Raw genomic sequence first — 16,886 nt, 5'->3', positions numbered from 1 at the left:
AATGGCGCCGTAATGTGCGGCGCTCTAATCCTCTTGCCCGAGGATGCTTCGCCTGAGCGCATCCCTTCGAAAGAGGATACGAAAACCCATGAATATTGCCCCCAATTCATACTCCAGCACCCGCAAGCGCCTGATGGCGGCCGTCGCGTCCCTGGCTGTCGTCGGTGCGGTCGGCGTGGGCGCGCTTGCCACCGGCACCGCCCCCGTGCTGGCCGATGCGGTGCGCGTCGAGGCCCCGCAGGTTCCGAGCTTCGCCGATGTCGTCGAGCACGTCTCGCCGGCGGTCGTCAGCGTCAAGGTCAAGGCCAAGATCCAGCCGACCGCCGATGACGGTTCCGACAATCAGGACGGCTTCGACAACCTGCCCGACAATCCGCAGCTGCGCCGCTTCTTCAAGGAGTTCCGCGGCTTCGGCGACCAGGGCGGCCAGCAGTTCGGCATGCGCCCGTTCAACCATCGCAACCACGGCAATGGCGAGCCGCGTCCGGTCGCCCAAGGCTCGGGCTTCTTCATTTCCGAGGACGGCTACCTCGTCACCAACAACCACGTCGTTTCGGAAGGCTCGAACTTCACCGTCGTCACCAATGACGGCAAGGAACTCGACGCCAAGCTGATCGGCACCGATCCGCGCACCGATCTCGCCGTGCTGAAGGTCGATGGCGGCGGCAAGTTCACCTATGTCGACTTCGCCGACGACTCCAAGATCCGCATCGGCGACTGGGTGGTGGCCGTCGGCAATCCATTCGGCCTCGGCGGCACCGTCACCGCCGGCATCGTCTCGGCCCGCGGCCGCGACATCGGCGCCGGCCCCTATGACGACTTCATCCAGATCGACGCCTCGGTCAACCGCGGCAATTCGGGCGGCCCGACCTTCAACCTCAACGGCCAGGTGATCGGCATCAACACCGCCATCTTCTCGCCGTCGGGCGGCAGCGTCGGCATCGCCTTCGACATTCCGGCCTCGACCGCCAAGCAGGTCGTGGAAGACCTGATGAAGAACGGCTCGGTGCAGCGCGGCTGGCTCGGCGTCGAGATCCAGCCGGTCACCTCCGACATCGCCGAGTCGCTCGGCCTGAAGTCCGACAAGGGCGCGCTGGTTTCGAGTGCCCAGGACGCCGGTCCCGGCAAGAAGGCAGGCATCGTCGCCGGTGACGTCATCACTCAGGTCGATGGCAAGGATGTCGCCTCGCCGAAGGAACTCGCCCGCATGATCGGTGCTTACGCGCCGGGCAAGTCGGTCGACGTCACCGTCTGGCGCAACGGCAAGGACGAGACGGTAAAGGTCGATCTCGGCACGCTGCCCTCGAGCGACAAGCAGGCCTCGAACGAGGACAGCAGCAAGCAGTCGGCGCCCGCTGCCAAGGCCGACACGCTTGCCGATCTCGGCCTCACCGTGACCAAGTCGGAAAACGGCAAGGGCCTGGTGGTGACCGATGTCGATCCGGACAGCGATGCGGCCGACCGCGGCATCCAGCCCGGCGACGTCATCACCTCGATCAACTCGGCCGAGGTCAACACCACCGACGACGTCTCCAAGGCGATGACGGATGCCGCCAAGGCGGGCCGCAAGGCCGTGCTGATGCAGATCACCCGCGACGACTCGAATCGCTTCGTCGCGCTGCCGGTCGGCAAGGGCTGATCGCCAACGGTCAACGACTTTTCCCTGCGACGGTATCAACACCCCCGACCCGCCGCCGGGAAAACATGGGGCCGAGCACGTCAGTCAGTCACCGTGTTTCGCTCCTGGCGGCAGTGGGTTTCCCATCACCCGCTGCCGCTTTAACTTGAAGGCAAGAGCCCATGGCTGCCCCTCAATCTTCCGCTGAAATCGCGTATAACGGCTCCATGAAGATTCTCGTCATGGAAGACGATCGCGAGGCGGCGGACTATATGCAGAAAGCTTTCGCCGAGGCGGGCCATACCGCCCACGTTGCCGGCGATGGCGAGACTGGTTTCGCGCTGGCCGATGCCGGTGACTATGACGTGATGGTTGTCGACCGCATGATGCCGCGCCGCGACGGTCTTTCGGTGATCGCGGCGCTCCGCTCGCGCGGCAACACCACGCCGGTGCTGATCCTGTCGGCGCTGGGCGAGGTCGACGACCGTGTTACCGGCCTCCGCGCCGGCGGCGACGACTATCTGACAAAACCCTATGCCTTTTCCGAACTGCTCGCCCGCGTCGAGGTGCTCAACCGCCGCGCCAGCGCGCGTGAGTCCGAGACCGTCTACCGTGTCGGCGATCTCGAGCTCGACCGCCTGTCGCATTCGGTCAGGCGCGCCGGCCGCGAGATCACGCTGCAGCCGCGCGAGTTCCGCCTTCTTGAATATCTGATGCGCCATGCCGGCCAGGTGGTGACGCGCACCATGCTGCTGGAAAATGTCTGGGACTATCATTTCGATCCGCAGACCAACGTCATCGACGTTCACGTCTCGCGCCTGCGCGGCAAGATCGAAAAGGGCTTCGACAAGCCGATCCTGCACACGATCCGCGGCGCCGGCTACATGCTGAAAGGTGGCTAAAGCCGATCATGGCTCTCTCCCTGCCGGCCATCATGAAGACGACGGCGGCCCGGCTTTCGGCGCTTTACTTCCTGCTTTTCGCGCTCTGCGCCGTGCTGCTGGTCTTCTACATGACCTCGCTGTCGGCGAGCATGCTGACCGGGCAGACCAAGGATACCATCAACGACGAGGTGCTGGGCCTCGCTCGCGCCTACCAGCGCGGCGGCCTGCCGGTGCTGGTGCGCGTGGTCGAGGCGCGCTCCCGCCAGCCCGGCGCCAATCTCTACCTGATCGCCGACGCCAACGGCCAGATCCTGACCGGCAACGTGCAGAGCCTGGAGCCGGGGGTCATCGAGACCGAGGGCTGGACCACCGAACCCTTTTCCTACCAGCGCTTCGGTGAGGGCGAACTCGACCGACTGCGCAGTGGAGACCAGACCGCGCCTTCGACCGGTACAAGCGGCGCGCAATCCGAGGGCGAGAAGGGCCATAACGCCATCGCGCTGGTGCTGAGACTCCCCAACCAGATGATCATGCTGGTCGGCCGCGACCTCGGCGAGCCCGAGCGCTTCCGCGCCGTCATCCGCCGCTCGCTGATGCTGGCGCTGGGGATGATGGGCCTCGGCGGACTCTTGGTCTGGTTCTTTGTCGGGCGCTCGGCGCTGAAGCGCATCGACAGCGTCTCCGACGCCAGCCGCCGCATCATGGGCGGCGACCTCAGCGGACGGCTGCCGGTGACCGGTGCCGGCGACGAGTTCGACCGCCTGTCGGAAAACCTCAACACGATGCTCGCCCGCATCGCGAGGCTGAACGAGGGGCTGAAGCAGGTCTCCGACAACATCGCCCATGACCTAAAGACGCCGCTGACCAGACTGCGCAACCGCGCTGAGGCCACACTTGCCGGCAAGCGCAAGACGACCGACTACCGTCAGGCGCTGGAGAGCACGATCGCCGAGTCAGACCAGCTCATCAAGACGTTCAACGCGATCCTGATGATCTCGCGGCTGGAGGCCGGCTATTCCTCCGAGACGACCAGTCCGGTCGACCTCGCCGCCACCGTGAGCGACGTCGTCGAGCTCTACGAGCCAGTCGCGGAGGAGGCGGGCGTTGCGTTGGAAGCCACCGTGCCGGAAGCCGTCACCATCAACGGCAACCGCGAGCTGATCGGCCAGGCGCTGTCGAACATCGTCGACAACGCGATCAAATACTCGACCGGCGCCACCGACGCGCCGAAAGTGCGCGTCGCGCTGGAGCGCGCCGGCGGCGAGGTCAAGCTCGTCGTCTCCGACAATGGCCATGGCATCCCCGACGATGCCGACCGCGCCAGGGCCACTGAGCGTTTCGTGCGGCTGGAAAAGAGCCGCTCGCAGCCGGGCTCGGGCCTGGGCCTCAGCCTCGCCAAGGCGATCATGACTTTCCACAACGGCAGGCTTGATCTTTTGCCCGCCAATCCTGGATTGTCCGTAGTCATGAGTTTCCCGGCGCGGGAGGCGCATTGATGGCGGCGAGGATGGCGAAGAAAGCAGCAGAACCCGCATGGCAGTTGCGCCCGGCGCTGGTGCTTCACCCATTGGATGGCGACCGTGCCCGGCGCGAACTGTCGGAGATCGCGGACGCCGCCGAAGAAGACGGTCTTCCACGCCTGGCTGCGTTCCTTGCCGGCGAGGGGCCGCCGCAGGATCTGCTCGCCGCCATTTTCGACCTGTCGCCCTTCTTGCGCGATACGGCCCGTCGCCGGCCGGCTATTCTCGATGCGCTGTTCGAGCGGACGGTTGAAGCGCGGCTTACCGAGATCGGCAAGACGATCGATCGCGCGGCGCGGGTCGAGAATGTTTCCGAATCCAGCCTGATGATGGAACTCAGGCAATTGAAGGCCGAGGCGCATTTCCTGATCGCGCTGGCCGACCTTGCCGGCGAAGCCGAGACCGCGGTGACGGTGCGCCGTCTCAGCAACCTTGCCGATGCCTCGACGCGCGCCGCCGTCGATTTCCTGCTTCTGGACGCGCATGGGCAGGGCAAGCTCAAGCTGCCCGATTCCAAGGACCCTGCGCGTGGCTCTGGCTGGATTTTGCTCGGCATGGGCAAGCTCGGCGCGCACGAGCTGAACTTTTCCTCCGACATCGATCTTGTCGTCTTCTTCGATCCCGAGGCGCCGGCTGTCATCGATCCGCTCGATGCGACGGAGCTGTTCTCGCGGCTCACCCGCCGTCTCGTGCGCATCCTGCAGGACCGCACCGAGCACGGATACGTCTTCCGCACCGATCTGAGGCTCCGCCCCGATCCCGGCTCGACGCCGCTGGCGATCCCGGTCGAGGCAGCACTTCGCTACTACGAGGCGCGCGGCCAGAACTGGGAGCGCGCCGCTATGATCAAGGCGCGGCCGGTGGCGGGCGACCTTGCCGCGGGCGCGGCCTTCCTCAAGGAACTGCAGCCCTATGTCTGGCGCAAATACATGGACTATGCGGCGATCGCCGACGTGCACTCGATCAAGCGCCAGATCCATGCCCATAAGGGCCATGGCGAGATCGCGGTCAAAGGCCACAACGTCAAGCTTGGCCGCGGCGGCATCCGCGAGATCGAGTTCTTCGTCCAGACGCAGCAGTTGATTGCCGGCGGCCGCTTTCCGGAGTTGCGCGGCCGCGAGACGGTGCCGATGCTGGGCGCGCTCGCCGCGCGCGGCTGGATCACCGCCGATGCGCGCGATGCGCTTACCCGGCAATACTGGTTCCTGCGCCGCGTCGAGCACGCCATCCAGATGGTGGCCGACGAGCAGATGCATATCCTCCCGGAAGAGGACGAGGAGCTTGAGCGCATAGCGTTGATGCTCGGCTTTGCCGGCGAGGCGGAGTTCGCGCAAGCCTTCCGCGCTTCGCTGCAGCAGGTCGAGCGTCACTATGCAGCGCTGTTCGAGACGGCACCCGAACTGTCCGCCGGCGTCGGCAATCTGGTCTTCACCGGCGACGTCGACGATCCCGACACGCTGCAGACCTTGCATCGGCTCGGCTTCCAGCGCCCGAGCGACATCTGCCGCGTCATCCGCGGCTGGCATTTCGGCCGCTACCGCGTCACCCAATCGGCCGAAGCGCGCGAGCGGCTGACGGAGCTGGCGCCGGCGCTGCTGCAAGCCTTCGGCCAGACGCGCCGCGCCGACGAGGCGCTGATCCGCTTCGACGAGTTCCTCGCCGGCCTGCCGGCCGGCATTCAGCTCTTTTCGCTTCTGCAGTCGAACCCGGCGCTGCTCAAGCTGATGGCGACGATCATGGGCGCCGCGCCCCGGCTCGCCGCCATCATCACACGTCGGCCGCATGTGTTCGACGGCCTGCTCGATCCGGCCTTGCTTACCGAGCTGCCGGACCGTGCCTATCTTTCGGCGCGGCTTGCCGCCTTCATAGAGGGCGACCGCGCCTATGAGGACGTGCTCGACCGCCTGCGCATCTTCGCCTCAGAGCAGAAATTCCTGATCGGCGTGCGCCTGCTTGCCGGTTCGATCGATCCCGCGCGGGCGGGGCGCGCTTTTTCCGATCTGGCCGACCTCACCATCGAGGCCGCGCTCAACGCAGTCACTACCGAGTTCGCACGGCGCCACGGCAGGATTGCCGGGGGCAGGGTGGCGCTGCTCGGCATGGGCAAGCTCGGCAGCCGCGAGCTCACCGCGGGCTCGGACGTCGATCTCATCCTGCTCTACGACCACGACGCGGATGCGGAGGAATCCGACGGAAAGAAACCGCTGGCGCCTTCGCACTACTACACCCGCATGACGCAGCGGCTGATCGCCGCCGTCTCGGCGCCCACGGCCGAAGGCGTGCTCTACGAGCTCGACTTGCGCCTGCGTCCCTCCGGCAACAAGGGGCCGGTCGCCACGCATGTCGACGCTTTCAAGAAATACCAGCATCGGGACGCCTGGACCTGGGAGCACATGGCGTTGGCAAGAGCACGCGCCATCGGCGGCGATGCCGAGCTCTGCGCCGAGGTCGAAGAGGAGGTAGCGGCGGTGCTTGCCCAGCCGCGCGATGTCGCCAAGGTGAGGGCGGAAGCTTCGGAGATGCGGGCGCTGATCGAGAAGGAAAAGCCGCCGCGCGACCACTGGGACATCAAGCTGATCCCGGGCGGCCTCATCGATCTCGAATTCATCGCCCAGGTCGCGGTCATCACTGGCGCGATCGAACCCGGCCGCCGGGTGACGGCGACGGCGGAAGTGCTGGCGCGGCTGGCGCCCGGCTTCGCGGCTGCGGGTGTCCGGCAGGAACTTTGCGAGGCCTGGCAGCTCTATCTGGCCCTGACCCAGATGATCAGGCTTTGTCTTACCGGAGAGTTCCAGCGCGACGACGTGCCGCCCGGGCTTTCGGATCTGCTTCTGGCGGTCACCGACCTGCCGGATTTCGGTGTGCTGGAGGCGCACCTCAAGGAGACGTCGCGGAAGGTCCGCAAGGATTTCGGCCTTCTGCTTCGTGCGGGAGCGTCGCAACGCCCGCCTGGTCGCATCGAAGGTGACGATGCAATAAGAGAAGACCCCTGAGAAAATCCACGAAGCTCACCCTTGGCTTCGTGGCGCTGGCCGGCGCGGTGGGCAGCACGGCTTACGCCGAAAGGAACACCAGTGGCGAGCACATCCCCGGCGGCGTTACCATGCGCCTCGGTAAAGCCATGACAGGTCCGGATAGCACCATCAGCTTCGACCAACTCTCCAGCGCTATGGATGTGCGGCTAAGGAAGTTGATCGCTGACAATGGCGGCAAACTCACTGTTGCCGAACTCGTTGATGCGTTGGAGAAGGCGCACTTGGAGTCCTGAGATCGCGCGACTACTCGGTGCGTTGCACCCGGCGGAGCCGGCGGCGCGCATGCGCCTGCCGTAGTGGAAGCGGGAGGGATTGCTTCCCGGTATTGGCCTGAGATCAGGTCCTGGCCAAAGGAAATCGTTGGTTTCGCTTACTACGACCCATGACGGCATGCCGTCGAGCCCAAGATGAGCCTTGAGAGCCGCGGGCATCTCGATGGCGTCGGCAGGGTCAGACGGGGCAGAATGTGTGATCGGAACCACCGTCACGACCTCGCGCCCCTCCACTATCCGACGCGCGGCGACAATGGCGCAAGGCCGATTCTTGCGACCTTCTTCGACACCGTCCTTGTGCTCGCCCGACCAGAGGTAGGAATAGGAAATTACCAGGCCGGGAACAGGCTTGGGCAGGCTCACGGCGTCCAGTCTTTGAGCATCTGATCCAGCTCATCATACTGAGATGGGACTGCGCTTTCGGCGATAGCCCTCAGCGTCTCTTCGTCAAGGTCCTCGATGGGTCTAGCGACCTGTCCCTTGACCAGCACTTCGAACATTGCCGCCGACAGAAGCACAGTGTGGGTCCGGCCATTCTTGGTTATGGCGACCGGCGCCCGCTGAGCGGCGTCCTGGAAGCGGCCGACATTCTGTTGGAATTCCGTCGATGTCACACGCATGAAAGTCACCTCTTTATCCAAAATAGATAAAATAGATAACTTTTCAAGAGCAGCGCCGCGCGGTCGTCGTCGTCAGCTTTCAGGCCGCCGCCTTCACCGTCGGCGGCGCCTTCTTCAGCGGGATGCGCACCGACACGATGGTACCGACGCCTTCCGTCGAGCGGATCTTCAGCGCGCCGCCCTGCAGTTCGGCGAGCGAACGCGATATGGCCAGCCCGAGGCCGGAGCCGGTATGGTTCTTGGAGAACTGGTTCTGCACCTGCTCGAACGGCCGTCCGAGCTTGCTCAGCGCCTGTTTCGGAATACCGCAGCCATTGTCCTCGATGGTGAGCACCAGCGCGCCCGAGGCGTTGCGCGCCCGAACCGTGATATGGCCGCCCTGTCCAGTGAACTTCACGGCGTTGGAAAGAAGGTTGATGGCGATCTGCTTGATCGCGCGGCGGTCGGCGTAGAGCCGCATCGCATCGGCGATGCGCGTCTCCACCGTGATCGACTTCTCCGCCGCCTGCAGCGAGATGACGCGAACCGTCTCCTTGATCAGCGGACAGAGGTCGATCTCTTCGCGGTCGAGCGAGAACTGGCCGGCCTCGATCTTCGACATGTCGAGTATGTCGTTGATGACGCCGAGCAGGTATTTGCCGCTGCTGTTGATGTCGCTGGCATATTCCTCGTAGCGCTCGGAGCCCAGCGGCCCGAATAGGCGCTGCTCCATCAGCTCGGAAAAACCGATGATGGCGTTGAGCGGCGTGCGCAGCTCGTGCGACATGTTGGCGAGGAATTCGGATTTCGCCCGGTTCGCCGCCTCGGCGCGCTCGGTCTCCTTCATGTATTTGCGGTTGAGCTCGACCAGCTCCTTGGCGCGTTCCTCCTCGGCGCGGCGGGCGAGGCTGAGGTCGTGGATCGTCGCCATCAGGCGGCGCTCGCTGTCGACCAGCTTTTCCTGATGCAGCTTGATCTGGGTGATGTCGGAGCCGACCGAGACGATGCCGCCGTCCCGGGTCCTGAGCTCATTGACTTGCAGCCAGCGGCCGTCGGCGAGCTGGCGCTCCAGCGTGACGCCGCCATGCGGACCGTTGGCATTGGCGAGCCTGCGCTCCGAGGCAAAGGCGAGCATGCGCTCCTCCAGCATGTCGCGGGTCGCGCCCGGCACCACGTCGCGATCCGAGAGGCCGTTGTCCTTCTGGAATTTGGAGTTGCACATGATCAGCCGCTCGGCGGCATCCCACAGCACGAAGGATTCGTTGATGTTCTCGATCGCCGTCCTCAGCCGCATATCCGCCGCTTCCGAGCGCAGCGCCAGGTGACGCTGCTCGGTGACGTCGACGGCGATGCCGATCAATTGGATCTCCGGCGCCTCCGGGTCGATCACCTGGGCGCGGGCGCGCATCCACACCCATTGCCCGTTCGCGTGGCGCATGCGGAAAACCTGGTCGATATGGTCGATCTCGCGCTCGACGATCCGGTTGGCGAGTTGGAACAGATCGCCGTCGTCGGGATGGATGATCTCGTCGACCTCGCCGAACGACAGCATGGTATCGTAGGGCTCGTAGCCCAGCATGTCGTACATCGAGCGCGACCAGTACATCTTGCCGCGCACCATGTCCCAGTCCCACAAGCCGCAGCGGCCGCGCACCAGCGCCATGTCGATACGCTGATGCGCCTCGAGATAGATGCGGTCAGCCGCCTGGGCGCGCGCCGCCTGGCCGAAATAGGCATAGAGGATGACGATCAGCACGCCCGCCGTCAGCACGAACAGCGTGACGTTGAGCGACACCGTCTTGCGCCAGCCGTCGAACACCGCCTCCTTGGGCACGAGAACCGCCGCGGCGTTCTTGCGGTCGCCTGTGAGGCTGACGGCGGCAAACCAGTCCTTGCCGCCGATGCTGACATCCATCACGCCGGCGCGGTCGCCGAACATGAACAGCGGCTGTCCGCCGAGCACGAGGCCGTCGAGCGGGCGCCCCCGCCAGCCGGTCGACAATGGCGATACGGCGATGATCTTGAAGGCGCCATCGGTGATGGCAAGCACATGGCTGCGGCCCATGGCGCCTTGGCGGCTGGTGGTCTCCAGGAGGTCCACGGCATTGGCGCTGGCCGCGCTCGGGTCCGCGGTGATTGCCTGCGCCATCTGTCCGGCGGCCAAAGACAGCACCGCCCTAGTCTCCCGTTCGACCTCGTCGCGCTCGTTCACCAGCGACAGGAAGCGCAGCGCGGCGATGACGATCAGGAAGATGACGATCAGCGCGGGGATCGAGCGGCGCAGCAGCGGCTCCGCCGCCAGCAGCCGCTGGTAGGCGGGCTCGGCGATCAGGCGCGCGTTGCCGGCAAGCCCGTCGCCCCTTGCCGCGCGACGCGCAAAAGCCTTCCCTCCGGGCGCGCCCCACGCGTCCGTCTTGGCCATAAATGGCACTCCCCGATTTGCCGCATACTTGACGATCCGGCTACGCCGCACGCCCGAATCGTCATTAAAGAATCAAAGGTGATTCGCCTTGTCCAGAGGCGCGGCCAAAAAAGATTAAAAGTTGATTGAAATTGACGCTTTTTCCCTTCTCCCCTTGTGGGAGAAGGTGGATCGGCGCGCAGCGCCGAGACGGATGAGGGGTGTTCCAGCGGAGTGAGACGTTGGCGTTCCCTGGAACACCCCTCATCCGTCGCCTTCGGCGACACCTTTGTTTGGACCGGGGACATCGCGAACAGGTGTGCGAAGACATCGCGAACAGTTTTGCGCGTTTTGCGCGAGGGGGTTCGGGATGCCATTCGAGGCCAGAAGCGTGATGAGCCAGAAAGAAGAGTTCGTGAGATTGGCGCTGGCGCCTGGCGCCAATGTGAGCGCGTTGTGCCGGCGCTTCGGCATTGGCCGGACCTGTGGCCACAAGTTGCTTTCGCGCTATCGGATGGAAGGGGCGGCCGGCCTGGCGGAGCAGTCTCGGCGACCACTGTCGAGCCCGGCACGCAGCGCGCCGGAGGTGGAGGCGGCAGCCGTTTCGGTGCGTGTGGCGCATCCAGCCTGGGGTGGGCGCAAGATCGCGCGGGTGCTTGCCCGCGAAGGCATCGGCACGCCGGCGGCCTCGACGGTCACCGGCATCCTGCGCCGCAACGGTATCGAGCTGGGGGCTTTGGGCGGCGGAGCCCAGCCTTTCATTCGCTTCGAGCATGCCGCCCCCAACCACCTGTGGCAGATGGACTTCAAGGGCCACGTTGCCTTGCGCGCCGGCCGGCTGCATCCGCTTACCGTGCTCGACGACCATTCGCGCTTCTCGATCGCGCTGTCGGCCTGCGCCGACCAGACCACCGAAACCGTAAAAGCCCGGCTGATCGCCGCCTTCCGTCGCTATGGCCTGCCGTGGCGCATCGCCACAGACAATGGTCCGCCTTGGGGCGATGGCGGCCGCAACGACTTCACCTTGCTCACCGTCTGGCTGATCGAGATTGGCATCGCCGTCAGCCACTCCAGGCCTTGCCATCCGCAGACGCTCGGCAAGGACGAGCGCTTCCATCGTTCGCTCAAGGCCGAGGCATTGCAGGGACCGCCCTTCGCCAATCTCGCCGAGGCTCAGGATGCATTCGACCAGTGGCGCCACGTCTACAACGCCCAGCGTCCCCACGATGCCTTGGGCGGCGGCGTGCCGCTCGATCGCTACCAGGCCTCGCCGCGCCAGTATCGCGAAACAGTCGAGCCGTTCGAATATGCCAAGGACGATCTCATCCGCCGCGTTCAGCAGCACGGCTTCGTCTCCATTCTCGGCCGAACCATACGCTTGTGCCGGGCCTTCGCCGGAAAGTCCGTCGCTTTCCGCCCCACCGCCACCGACGGCGTCTTCGACGCCTGGTTCAGACATCAGAAAATAGAAACCATCGACCTCAATGCCCTCGCCCGATAGCATGCAAAACTGTTCGCGATGTCTTCGCACACCTGTTCGCGATGTCCCCGGTCCAAACAACCTTCTCCCACAAGGGGAGAAGGAGAGGGGCTACGCCAGCGTGCGCTCCACGATATCCCGCAGATCGGCCGAGAGGTTCTCGACGTTCGCGATTTGCAGCAGCGCCTGCCTTGCCTTGTCCTGCCGGATCGGTTCCAGCGAGCGCCAGGACCGCATCGCCGTCGCCAGCCTTGCCGCCACCTGCGGGTTGCGCTTCTCGACCTCCAGCACGGTCTCGGCGAACAAGCGGTAGCCTTGGCCGTCGGCGCGATGGAAGCCGGTCTGGTTGGCGCTGGAGAAGGTGCCGATCAGCGAGCGCACCCGGTTCGGATTGGCGATCGAGAAGGCGGGATGCCGCATCAGCGCGCGCACCGTCTCGACGGTCCGCGGGCCGGGCACGCCGGCCTGGATCTGGAACCATTTGTCTAGCACCAGCGCATCGCCCCGATATCTGGCCTCGAAGCTTGCCAGCGCTTCCTCCGCCTCGGGAGAGCCGTCATGGCGGTGCGCCAGCACGGTGAGCGCCGCCGCGCGATCCGTCATGTTGGTTGCCGCGCGGAAATGCGCCGCGGCAAGTGCCGTGCCCTCGGGCAGCAGCGAAAGGTAATCGAGCAGGGTGTTGCGCAGCGCCCGCCGCCCGGCGCTCTCCGCGTCGGGGGTGAATGGACCCTTGTCGGCGAGGCTGTCGTAGAGGCCTGAGAAGCTCTCACGATTCGCCTCGGCGATTGTCCGCGCCAGCGCCTCGCGGGCGGCGAAGACGGCGTCCGGATCGATGCCCTTGCCGATATCGCGGGCAATGTCGGCCTCGCCGGGCAGCGACAAGGCCAGCGCCCGGTAGGCCGGCTCCAGGGTCTCGTCGCCGGCGATTCGGCCGGCAAGGTCGGCGAGCTTTTGTGCAAAGGCCGGCTCCTTGCCGCCCAGCACCTGACGGAAGGCAGCAATCAGCGCGTCGGTGAGCAGCGTGTTGAATGCCTGCCAGCGCGAGAAGGAGTCGCTGTCATGGCTGGCGAGGAAGAACTGGTCGTCGGCCTTCTGCTGCACCGAGAGCGTAATCGGCGCCGAGAAGCCGCGGTTGAGCGACACCGAAGGCCGTTCCGCAACCCCCGAGAAGCGCACTGTGTGCCGCCGCTTGCGGACATGGATAACACCGTCCTCGACGGCGGCGCCCTCGACGCTTTGCCAGGCTGCGGGCTTGCCGCCGGCGCCAACCAGGCCGAAGGCCAGCGGAATATGCATCAGCCGCTTGCGGCTTTCCGACGGTGTCGGCGGCACCGACTGTTCGATCTCCAGCGTGAAGGCCTTGGCCGCGGCATTGTAGGAGGAACCGACCGTGAGGTTCGGCGTGCCGGCCTGGTGATACCAGAGCGCGAATTGCGCGAGGTCTCGCCCCGAGACATCCTCGAACACCTTGAGGAAATCCTCGATGGTCGCGGCCTCGCCGTCATGCCGCTCGAAATAGAGGTCCATGCCGGCGCGGAAGGTCTCCGGCCCCAGAATGGTGCGGATCATGCGCACCACTTCCGAGCCCTTCTCGTAGACGGTCGCCGTGTAGAAGTTGTTGATCTCTCGGTAGCGGCGCGGTCTCACCGGATGCGCCAGCGGCCCCTGGTCCTCGGGGAATTGGTGCGCGCGCAGCGTGCGCACCTCGGCGATGCGCTTCACCGCCCTCGAACGCTGGTCGGCCGAAAATTCGTGGTCGCGGTAAACCGTCAGCCCTTCCTTCAGGCAGAGCTGGAACCAGTCGCGGCAAGTGATTCTGTTGCCGGTCCAATTGTGGAAATACTCATGCGCGATGATCGCTTCGATATTGGCGAAGTCGGCATCGGTCGCGGTCTCCTCGTCGGCCAGCACATATTTGTCGTTGAAGATGTTGAGGCCCTTGTTCTCCATCGCGCCCATGTTGAAGTCGGACACCGCGACGATGTTGAAGACGTCGAGGTCGTATTCGCGGCCGAAGGCTTCCTCGTCCCATTTCATCGAGCGCTTCAGCGCGTCCATCGCGTAGCCGGCGAGGTGCTCCTTGCCGGGCTCGACATAGATGCCGAGCTCGACCTCGCGGCCGGACAGGGTGGTGAAGCTGCCGGCCACCTTGCCGAGCGCACCCGCCACCAGCGCGAAGAGATAGGAGGGTTTCGGAAAGGGGTCATGCCAGACTGCATAGTGGTGGCCGCCGGCCAGCGTGCCGCTTTCGACAGGATTGCCGTTGGAAAGCAGCAGCGCTGCTTCGTTGTGCGGCGCCTCGATGCGAACAGTGTAGACCGATAGGATATCGGGCCGATCGAGGAAATAGGTGATGCGGCGAAAGCCCTCGGCCTCGCATTGCGTGCAATAGACATTGTTGGACCGGTAAAGGCCCATCAGGGCTTCGTTGCTGGCCGGCGCGATCTCGGTATCGAGGCGAAGCTCGAAGCTTTGCGCAGCCGGCGGCTTTGCAATGGTCAGTTGGTCCGGCGTCGCCTGATAGTCCGAGGGCGAGAGCACATGCCCATCGATGGCAACGCCAAGCAGCGTCAGCCCGTCGCCGTCGAGCAACAGCGGCGCCGCCGCCGCGACGCCTTCGCGCCGCTCGATGGTGAGCACGGCGGTGACGCGGGTCGCATCCGGCGACAGGCGGAAATCGAGACTGGTCCGCGGAATGAGATAGTCGCTGGGGCGATAGTCTTCGAGCTTGAAGACATGGCCGGTATCGGTGCGCATTCCGTTGGTTTTCCTGTCGATTTTCGGGCGGGCAGCGGGGTTGCTGGCCCAAGAATTTTGAAGTCCGCGCTCTTTACACGAAACGGTCACTCGACAAAACTGCGCCGGGGTCTATTTCTGGGCTTCGTTTCCGACCATCGTCACGAGGCAAGATGACCGTCGATCATGCCGTCGGCCACGACACGCTGCGCGGCATTGCGCTCAAGATCGTCTCCGTGGCGGTCTTCGTTGGCATGCAGACCTGCATCAAGGCTGCCGGCGACGTGCCCGCCGGGCAGATCGTCTTCTTCCGCTCCTTCTTCGCCATTTTCCCGATCATCGCCTTCCTGGCATTCAAGGGAGAGTTGGCCACGGCATTCACGACGAAACGGCCGTTCAACCATATCGCGCGCGGCCTCGTCGGCGTCGGCGCCATGGGGCTCGGTTTCTTCGCGCTGACCAGGCTGCCGCTGCCAGAGGCGATCACGCTGAACTATGCCCAGCCGCTGCTGGTGGTGGTGTTCTCTTCGGTCTTCCTCGGCGAGACGATCCGCGTCTATCGCTGGAGCGCGGTCGCCGTCGGCCTCGTCGGCGTGCTCATCATTTCCTGGCCGGAACTGACGCTGTTGAATTCCGACGAGGCGCTGGACGACCAGGAGGTGCTGGGCGTCATGGCGGCCTTGATCGCCGCGGCAATCTCGGCCGTCGCCATGCTTCTGGTGCGCAATCTCGTGCAGACCGAGAAGACGGCGACCATCGTGCTCTGGTTCTCCTCGACCGCGAGCGTGCTGGCGCTGTTCACATTGCCTTTCGGCTGGCAGGCGCTGACACCGATGCAAGCCGCGTTGCTCGTCGTGGCCGGCTTCTGCGGCGGGCTCGGCCAGATCCTGATGACATCCGCCTACCGCCATGCCGAGGCGTCCGTCGTGGCGCCGTTCGAATACACCTCGATGATCCTTGGCGTCGTAGTCGGCTATTTCGTCTTCGGCGACGTGACGTCGCTCAATACGTTAATCGGCGGCGTGATCGTCGTTGCCGCCGGCATCTTCATCATCTGGCGCGAACGGCAACTGGGCCTGGAGCGCACACGGACGCGAAGAGCGACGCCGCCGCAGGGGTGATCTGTTTCAAAAAGGAAACCTCAAAGGCCGAGTTCCTTCACACCCCCCTCTGTCCTGCCGGACATCTCCCCCGCAAGGGGGAGATTGGATGTCGCTTTGGCTTTCGCCAATCGCCGACGTTGCAGGAAGAGCGCCCGTCGGCAAAGCTGCTGATCTCCCCCCTTGCGGGGGAGATGGCCGGCAGGCCAGAGGGGGGTGCTGTCCCTCGGACCTTTCTGTTTGAGCTATCGAGAGCTCGGCTCCTTCGCCAGCCGCAGCAGCACCGTTCGCGTCTGCTCGTCGGCCGGGAAGAAAGATTCGATCGCCAGTTCCGACAGCGTGACGTCGAGCGGCGTGCCGAACACTGTGATCGTGCTGATGAAAGACAGCACAGTGTCGTCATGCGCGAGCCTGAGCGGATGCACGATGCCGCTCGGCTCGACCGGCGCCGGTCGGCTGCTTTTCAGGCCGGACGGATAGGCGCGCAGCTCTTTCTCCAGGTCGATCAGCACCGGGTCGCCGGTGGCGTCGTTCTGGTGTTTCAGGCGCTCGAGCAGATGCGCCCGCCATTCCGCCAGGTTGACGATGCGTGGTGCGACACCGCCCGGATGCAGGCTCAGCCTCAGCACATTGACCGGCGGCTTGAGCAGCGACGGCTCGGAAACATCGGCGAGGAATGGGCCGATCGCGGCGTTGGCGGAAACGAGGTTCCAGTGCCGGTCGACCGCGAGCGCAGGGAAGGGTTCGTGCCCTCGAAGCACTGTCTCGACCGCGGCAAGTGCCGGCGCCAGCGTCGCATCGCTCAGCGGCCTTTCGCTGAAGCTCGGCGCGAAGCCGGCCGCGAGCAGCAATTGGTTGCGTTGGCGCAGAGGAATGGAGAGCTGTTCGGCCAGATGCAGCACCATCTCGCGCGACGGCTGGGCGCGGCCGCTTTCGACGAAGGAGAGATGCCGCTGCGAGATGTCGGCCTCCATGGCGAGGTCGAGCTGGCTCATACGCCGGCGCGTGCGCCATTCGCGAATGAGGCTGCCGGCGGAGATGTCGGATGTGGTCATGGGGGATGAGTAGGGCGGCGAGAGAGGGATTTCAATTACTTGCGAGGTCATCGGTGAGGCTCGCCGGCGCAGGAATCTCCCCCCTTGAGGGGAGATGGCCGGCAGGCCAGAGGGGGTCGCCTCAACCGCCTCCACGCTAAATGGCGCCGGCGCTCCATGCGAGGCGACCCCCTCTGTCGCCTTCGG

Annotated in this window: 11 protein-coding genes; 7 read left to right on the top strand and 4 right to left on the bottom strand. The window is 65.1% G+C overall.

Annotated features, from left to right (window positions below):
* Positions 1-88 precede the first annotated feature (88 nt).
* The 5 genes from EJ070_RS32395 (at position 89) to EJ070_RS32375 (ending at position 7,290) form a co-directional block, all read left to right on the top strand.
* Positions 89-1,639 (top strand): Do family serine endopeptidase, encoded by a 1,551-nt coding sequence (locus EJ070_RS32395; protein ID WP_126094979.1) that lies wholly within the window; start codon positions 89-91, stop codon positions 1,637-1,639.
* Between the two features lie 206 nt (positions 1,640-1,845).
* Positions 1,846-2,520, top strand: coding sequence for a response regulator transcription factor (locus EJ070_RS32390; protein WP_126094978.1), 675 nt, complete (start codon positions 1,846-1,848; stop codon positions 2,518-2,520).
* 8 nt (positions 2,521-2,528) lie between these two features.
* The gene (locus EJ070_RS32385; protein WP_126094977.1) at positions 2,529-3,998 is read left to right on the top strand and encodes a HAMP domain-containing sensor histidine kinase; all 1,470 of its coding nucleotides are present in this window, start codon (positions 2,529-2,531) and stop codon (positions 3,996-3,998) included.
* Entirely contained in the window at positions 3,998-7,015 is a 3,018-nt protein-coding gene (locus EJ070_RS32380) for a bifunctional [glutamine synthetase] adenylyltransferase/[glutamine synthetase]-adenylyl-L-tyrosine phosphorylase (RefSeq protein ID WP_189350203.1), read from the top strand. Before EJ070_RS32385 ends, EJ070_RS32380 begins: the two co-directional genes overlap by 1 nt.
* A 29-nt stretch (positions 7,016-7,044) precedes the next feature.
* Entirely contained in the window at positions 7,045-7,290 is a 246-nt protein-coding gene (locus EJ070_RS32375) for a hypothetical protein (protein ID WP_126094976.1), read from the top strand.
* A 398-nt stretch (positions 7,291-7,688) separates the two neighbouring features.
* Here the strand turns inward: EJ070_RS32375 and EJ070_RS32365 are convergent, their stop codons facing one another.
* Both EJ070_RS32365 and EJ070_RS32360 read right to left on the bottom strand, forming a co-directional pair.
* On the bottom strand, positions 7,689-7,949 hold the full coding sequence (locus EJ070_RS32365) for a type II toxin-antitoxin system prevent-host-death family antitoxin (RefSeq protein WP_126094975.1): 261 nt from the start codon (positions 7,947-7,949) through the stop codon (positions 7,689-7,691).
* Between the two features lie 79 nt (positions 7,950-8,028).
* The gene (locus EJ070_RS32360; RefSeq protein ID WP_126094974.1) at positions 8,029-10,350 is read right to left on the bottom strand and encodes a PAS domain-containing sensor histidine kinase; all 2,322 of its coding nucleotides are present in this window, start codon (positions 10,348-10,350) and stop codon (positions 8,029-8,031) included.
* Positions 10,351-10,699: 349 nt separating this feature from the next.
* Here EJ070_RS32360 and EJ070_RS32350 point away from each other — a divergent pair, with 349 nt between their 5' ends.
* Complete coding sequence (locus EJ070_RS32350; protein ID WP_126091168.1) at positions 10,700-11,830, top strand: IS481 family transposase; 1,131 nt, start codon at positions 10,700-10,702, stop codon at positions 11,828-11,830.
* 90 nt (positions 11,831-11,920) lie between these two features.
* Here EJ070_RS32350 and pepN read toward each other — a convergent pair whose 3' ends face one another.
* Positions 11,921-14,566 carry an aminopeptidase N gene (gene pepN / locus EJ070_RS32345; protein WP_126094972.1) on the bottom strand — a complete coding sequence of 882 codons (2,646 nt, stop codon included), beginning with the start codon at positions 14,564-14,566 and terminating at the stop codon, positions 11,921-11,923.
* Positions 14,567-14,718: 152 nt separating this feature from the next.
* Here pepN and EJ070_RS32340 point away from each other — a divergent pair, with 152 nt between their 5' ends.
* A complete protein-coding gene (locus tag EJ070_RS32340) occupies positions 14,719-15,666 on the top strand; it encodes a DMT family transporter (protein WP_126094971.1) in 948 nt (315 codons plus the stop codon).
* A gap of 224 nt (positions 15,667-15,890) precedes the next feature.
* Here the strand turns inward: EJ070_RS32340 and EJ070_RS32335 are convergent, their stop codons facing one another.
* Positions 15,891-16,700, bottom strand: coding sequence for a helix-turn-helix transcriptional regulator (locus tag EJ070_RS32335; RefSeq protein WP_126095997.1), 810 nt, complete (start codon positions 16,698-16,700; stop codon positions 15,891-15,893).
* Positions 16,701-16,886 lie beyond the last annotated feature (186 nt).

The sequence above is a fragment of the Mesorhizobium sp. M1E.F.Ca.ET.045.02.1.1 genome, from assembly GCF_003952485.1.
In the GTDB taxonomy this organism is placed as follows: Bacteria; Pseudomonadota; Alphaproteobacteria; order Rhizobiales; family Rhizobiaceae; genus Mesorhizobium.
The sequence above is the reverse complement of the archived record's forward strand: the minus strand, read 5'-3'. Positions and strand labels throughout refer to the sequence as shown.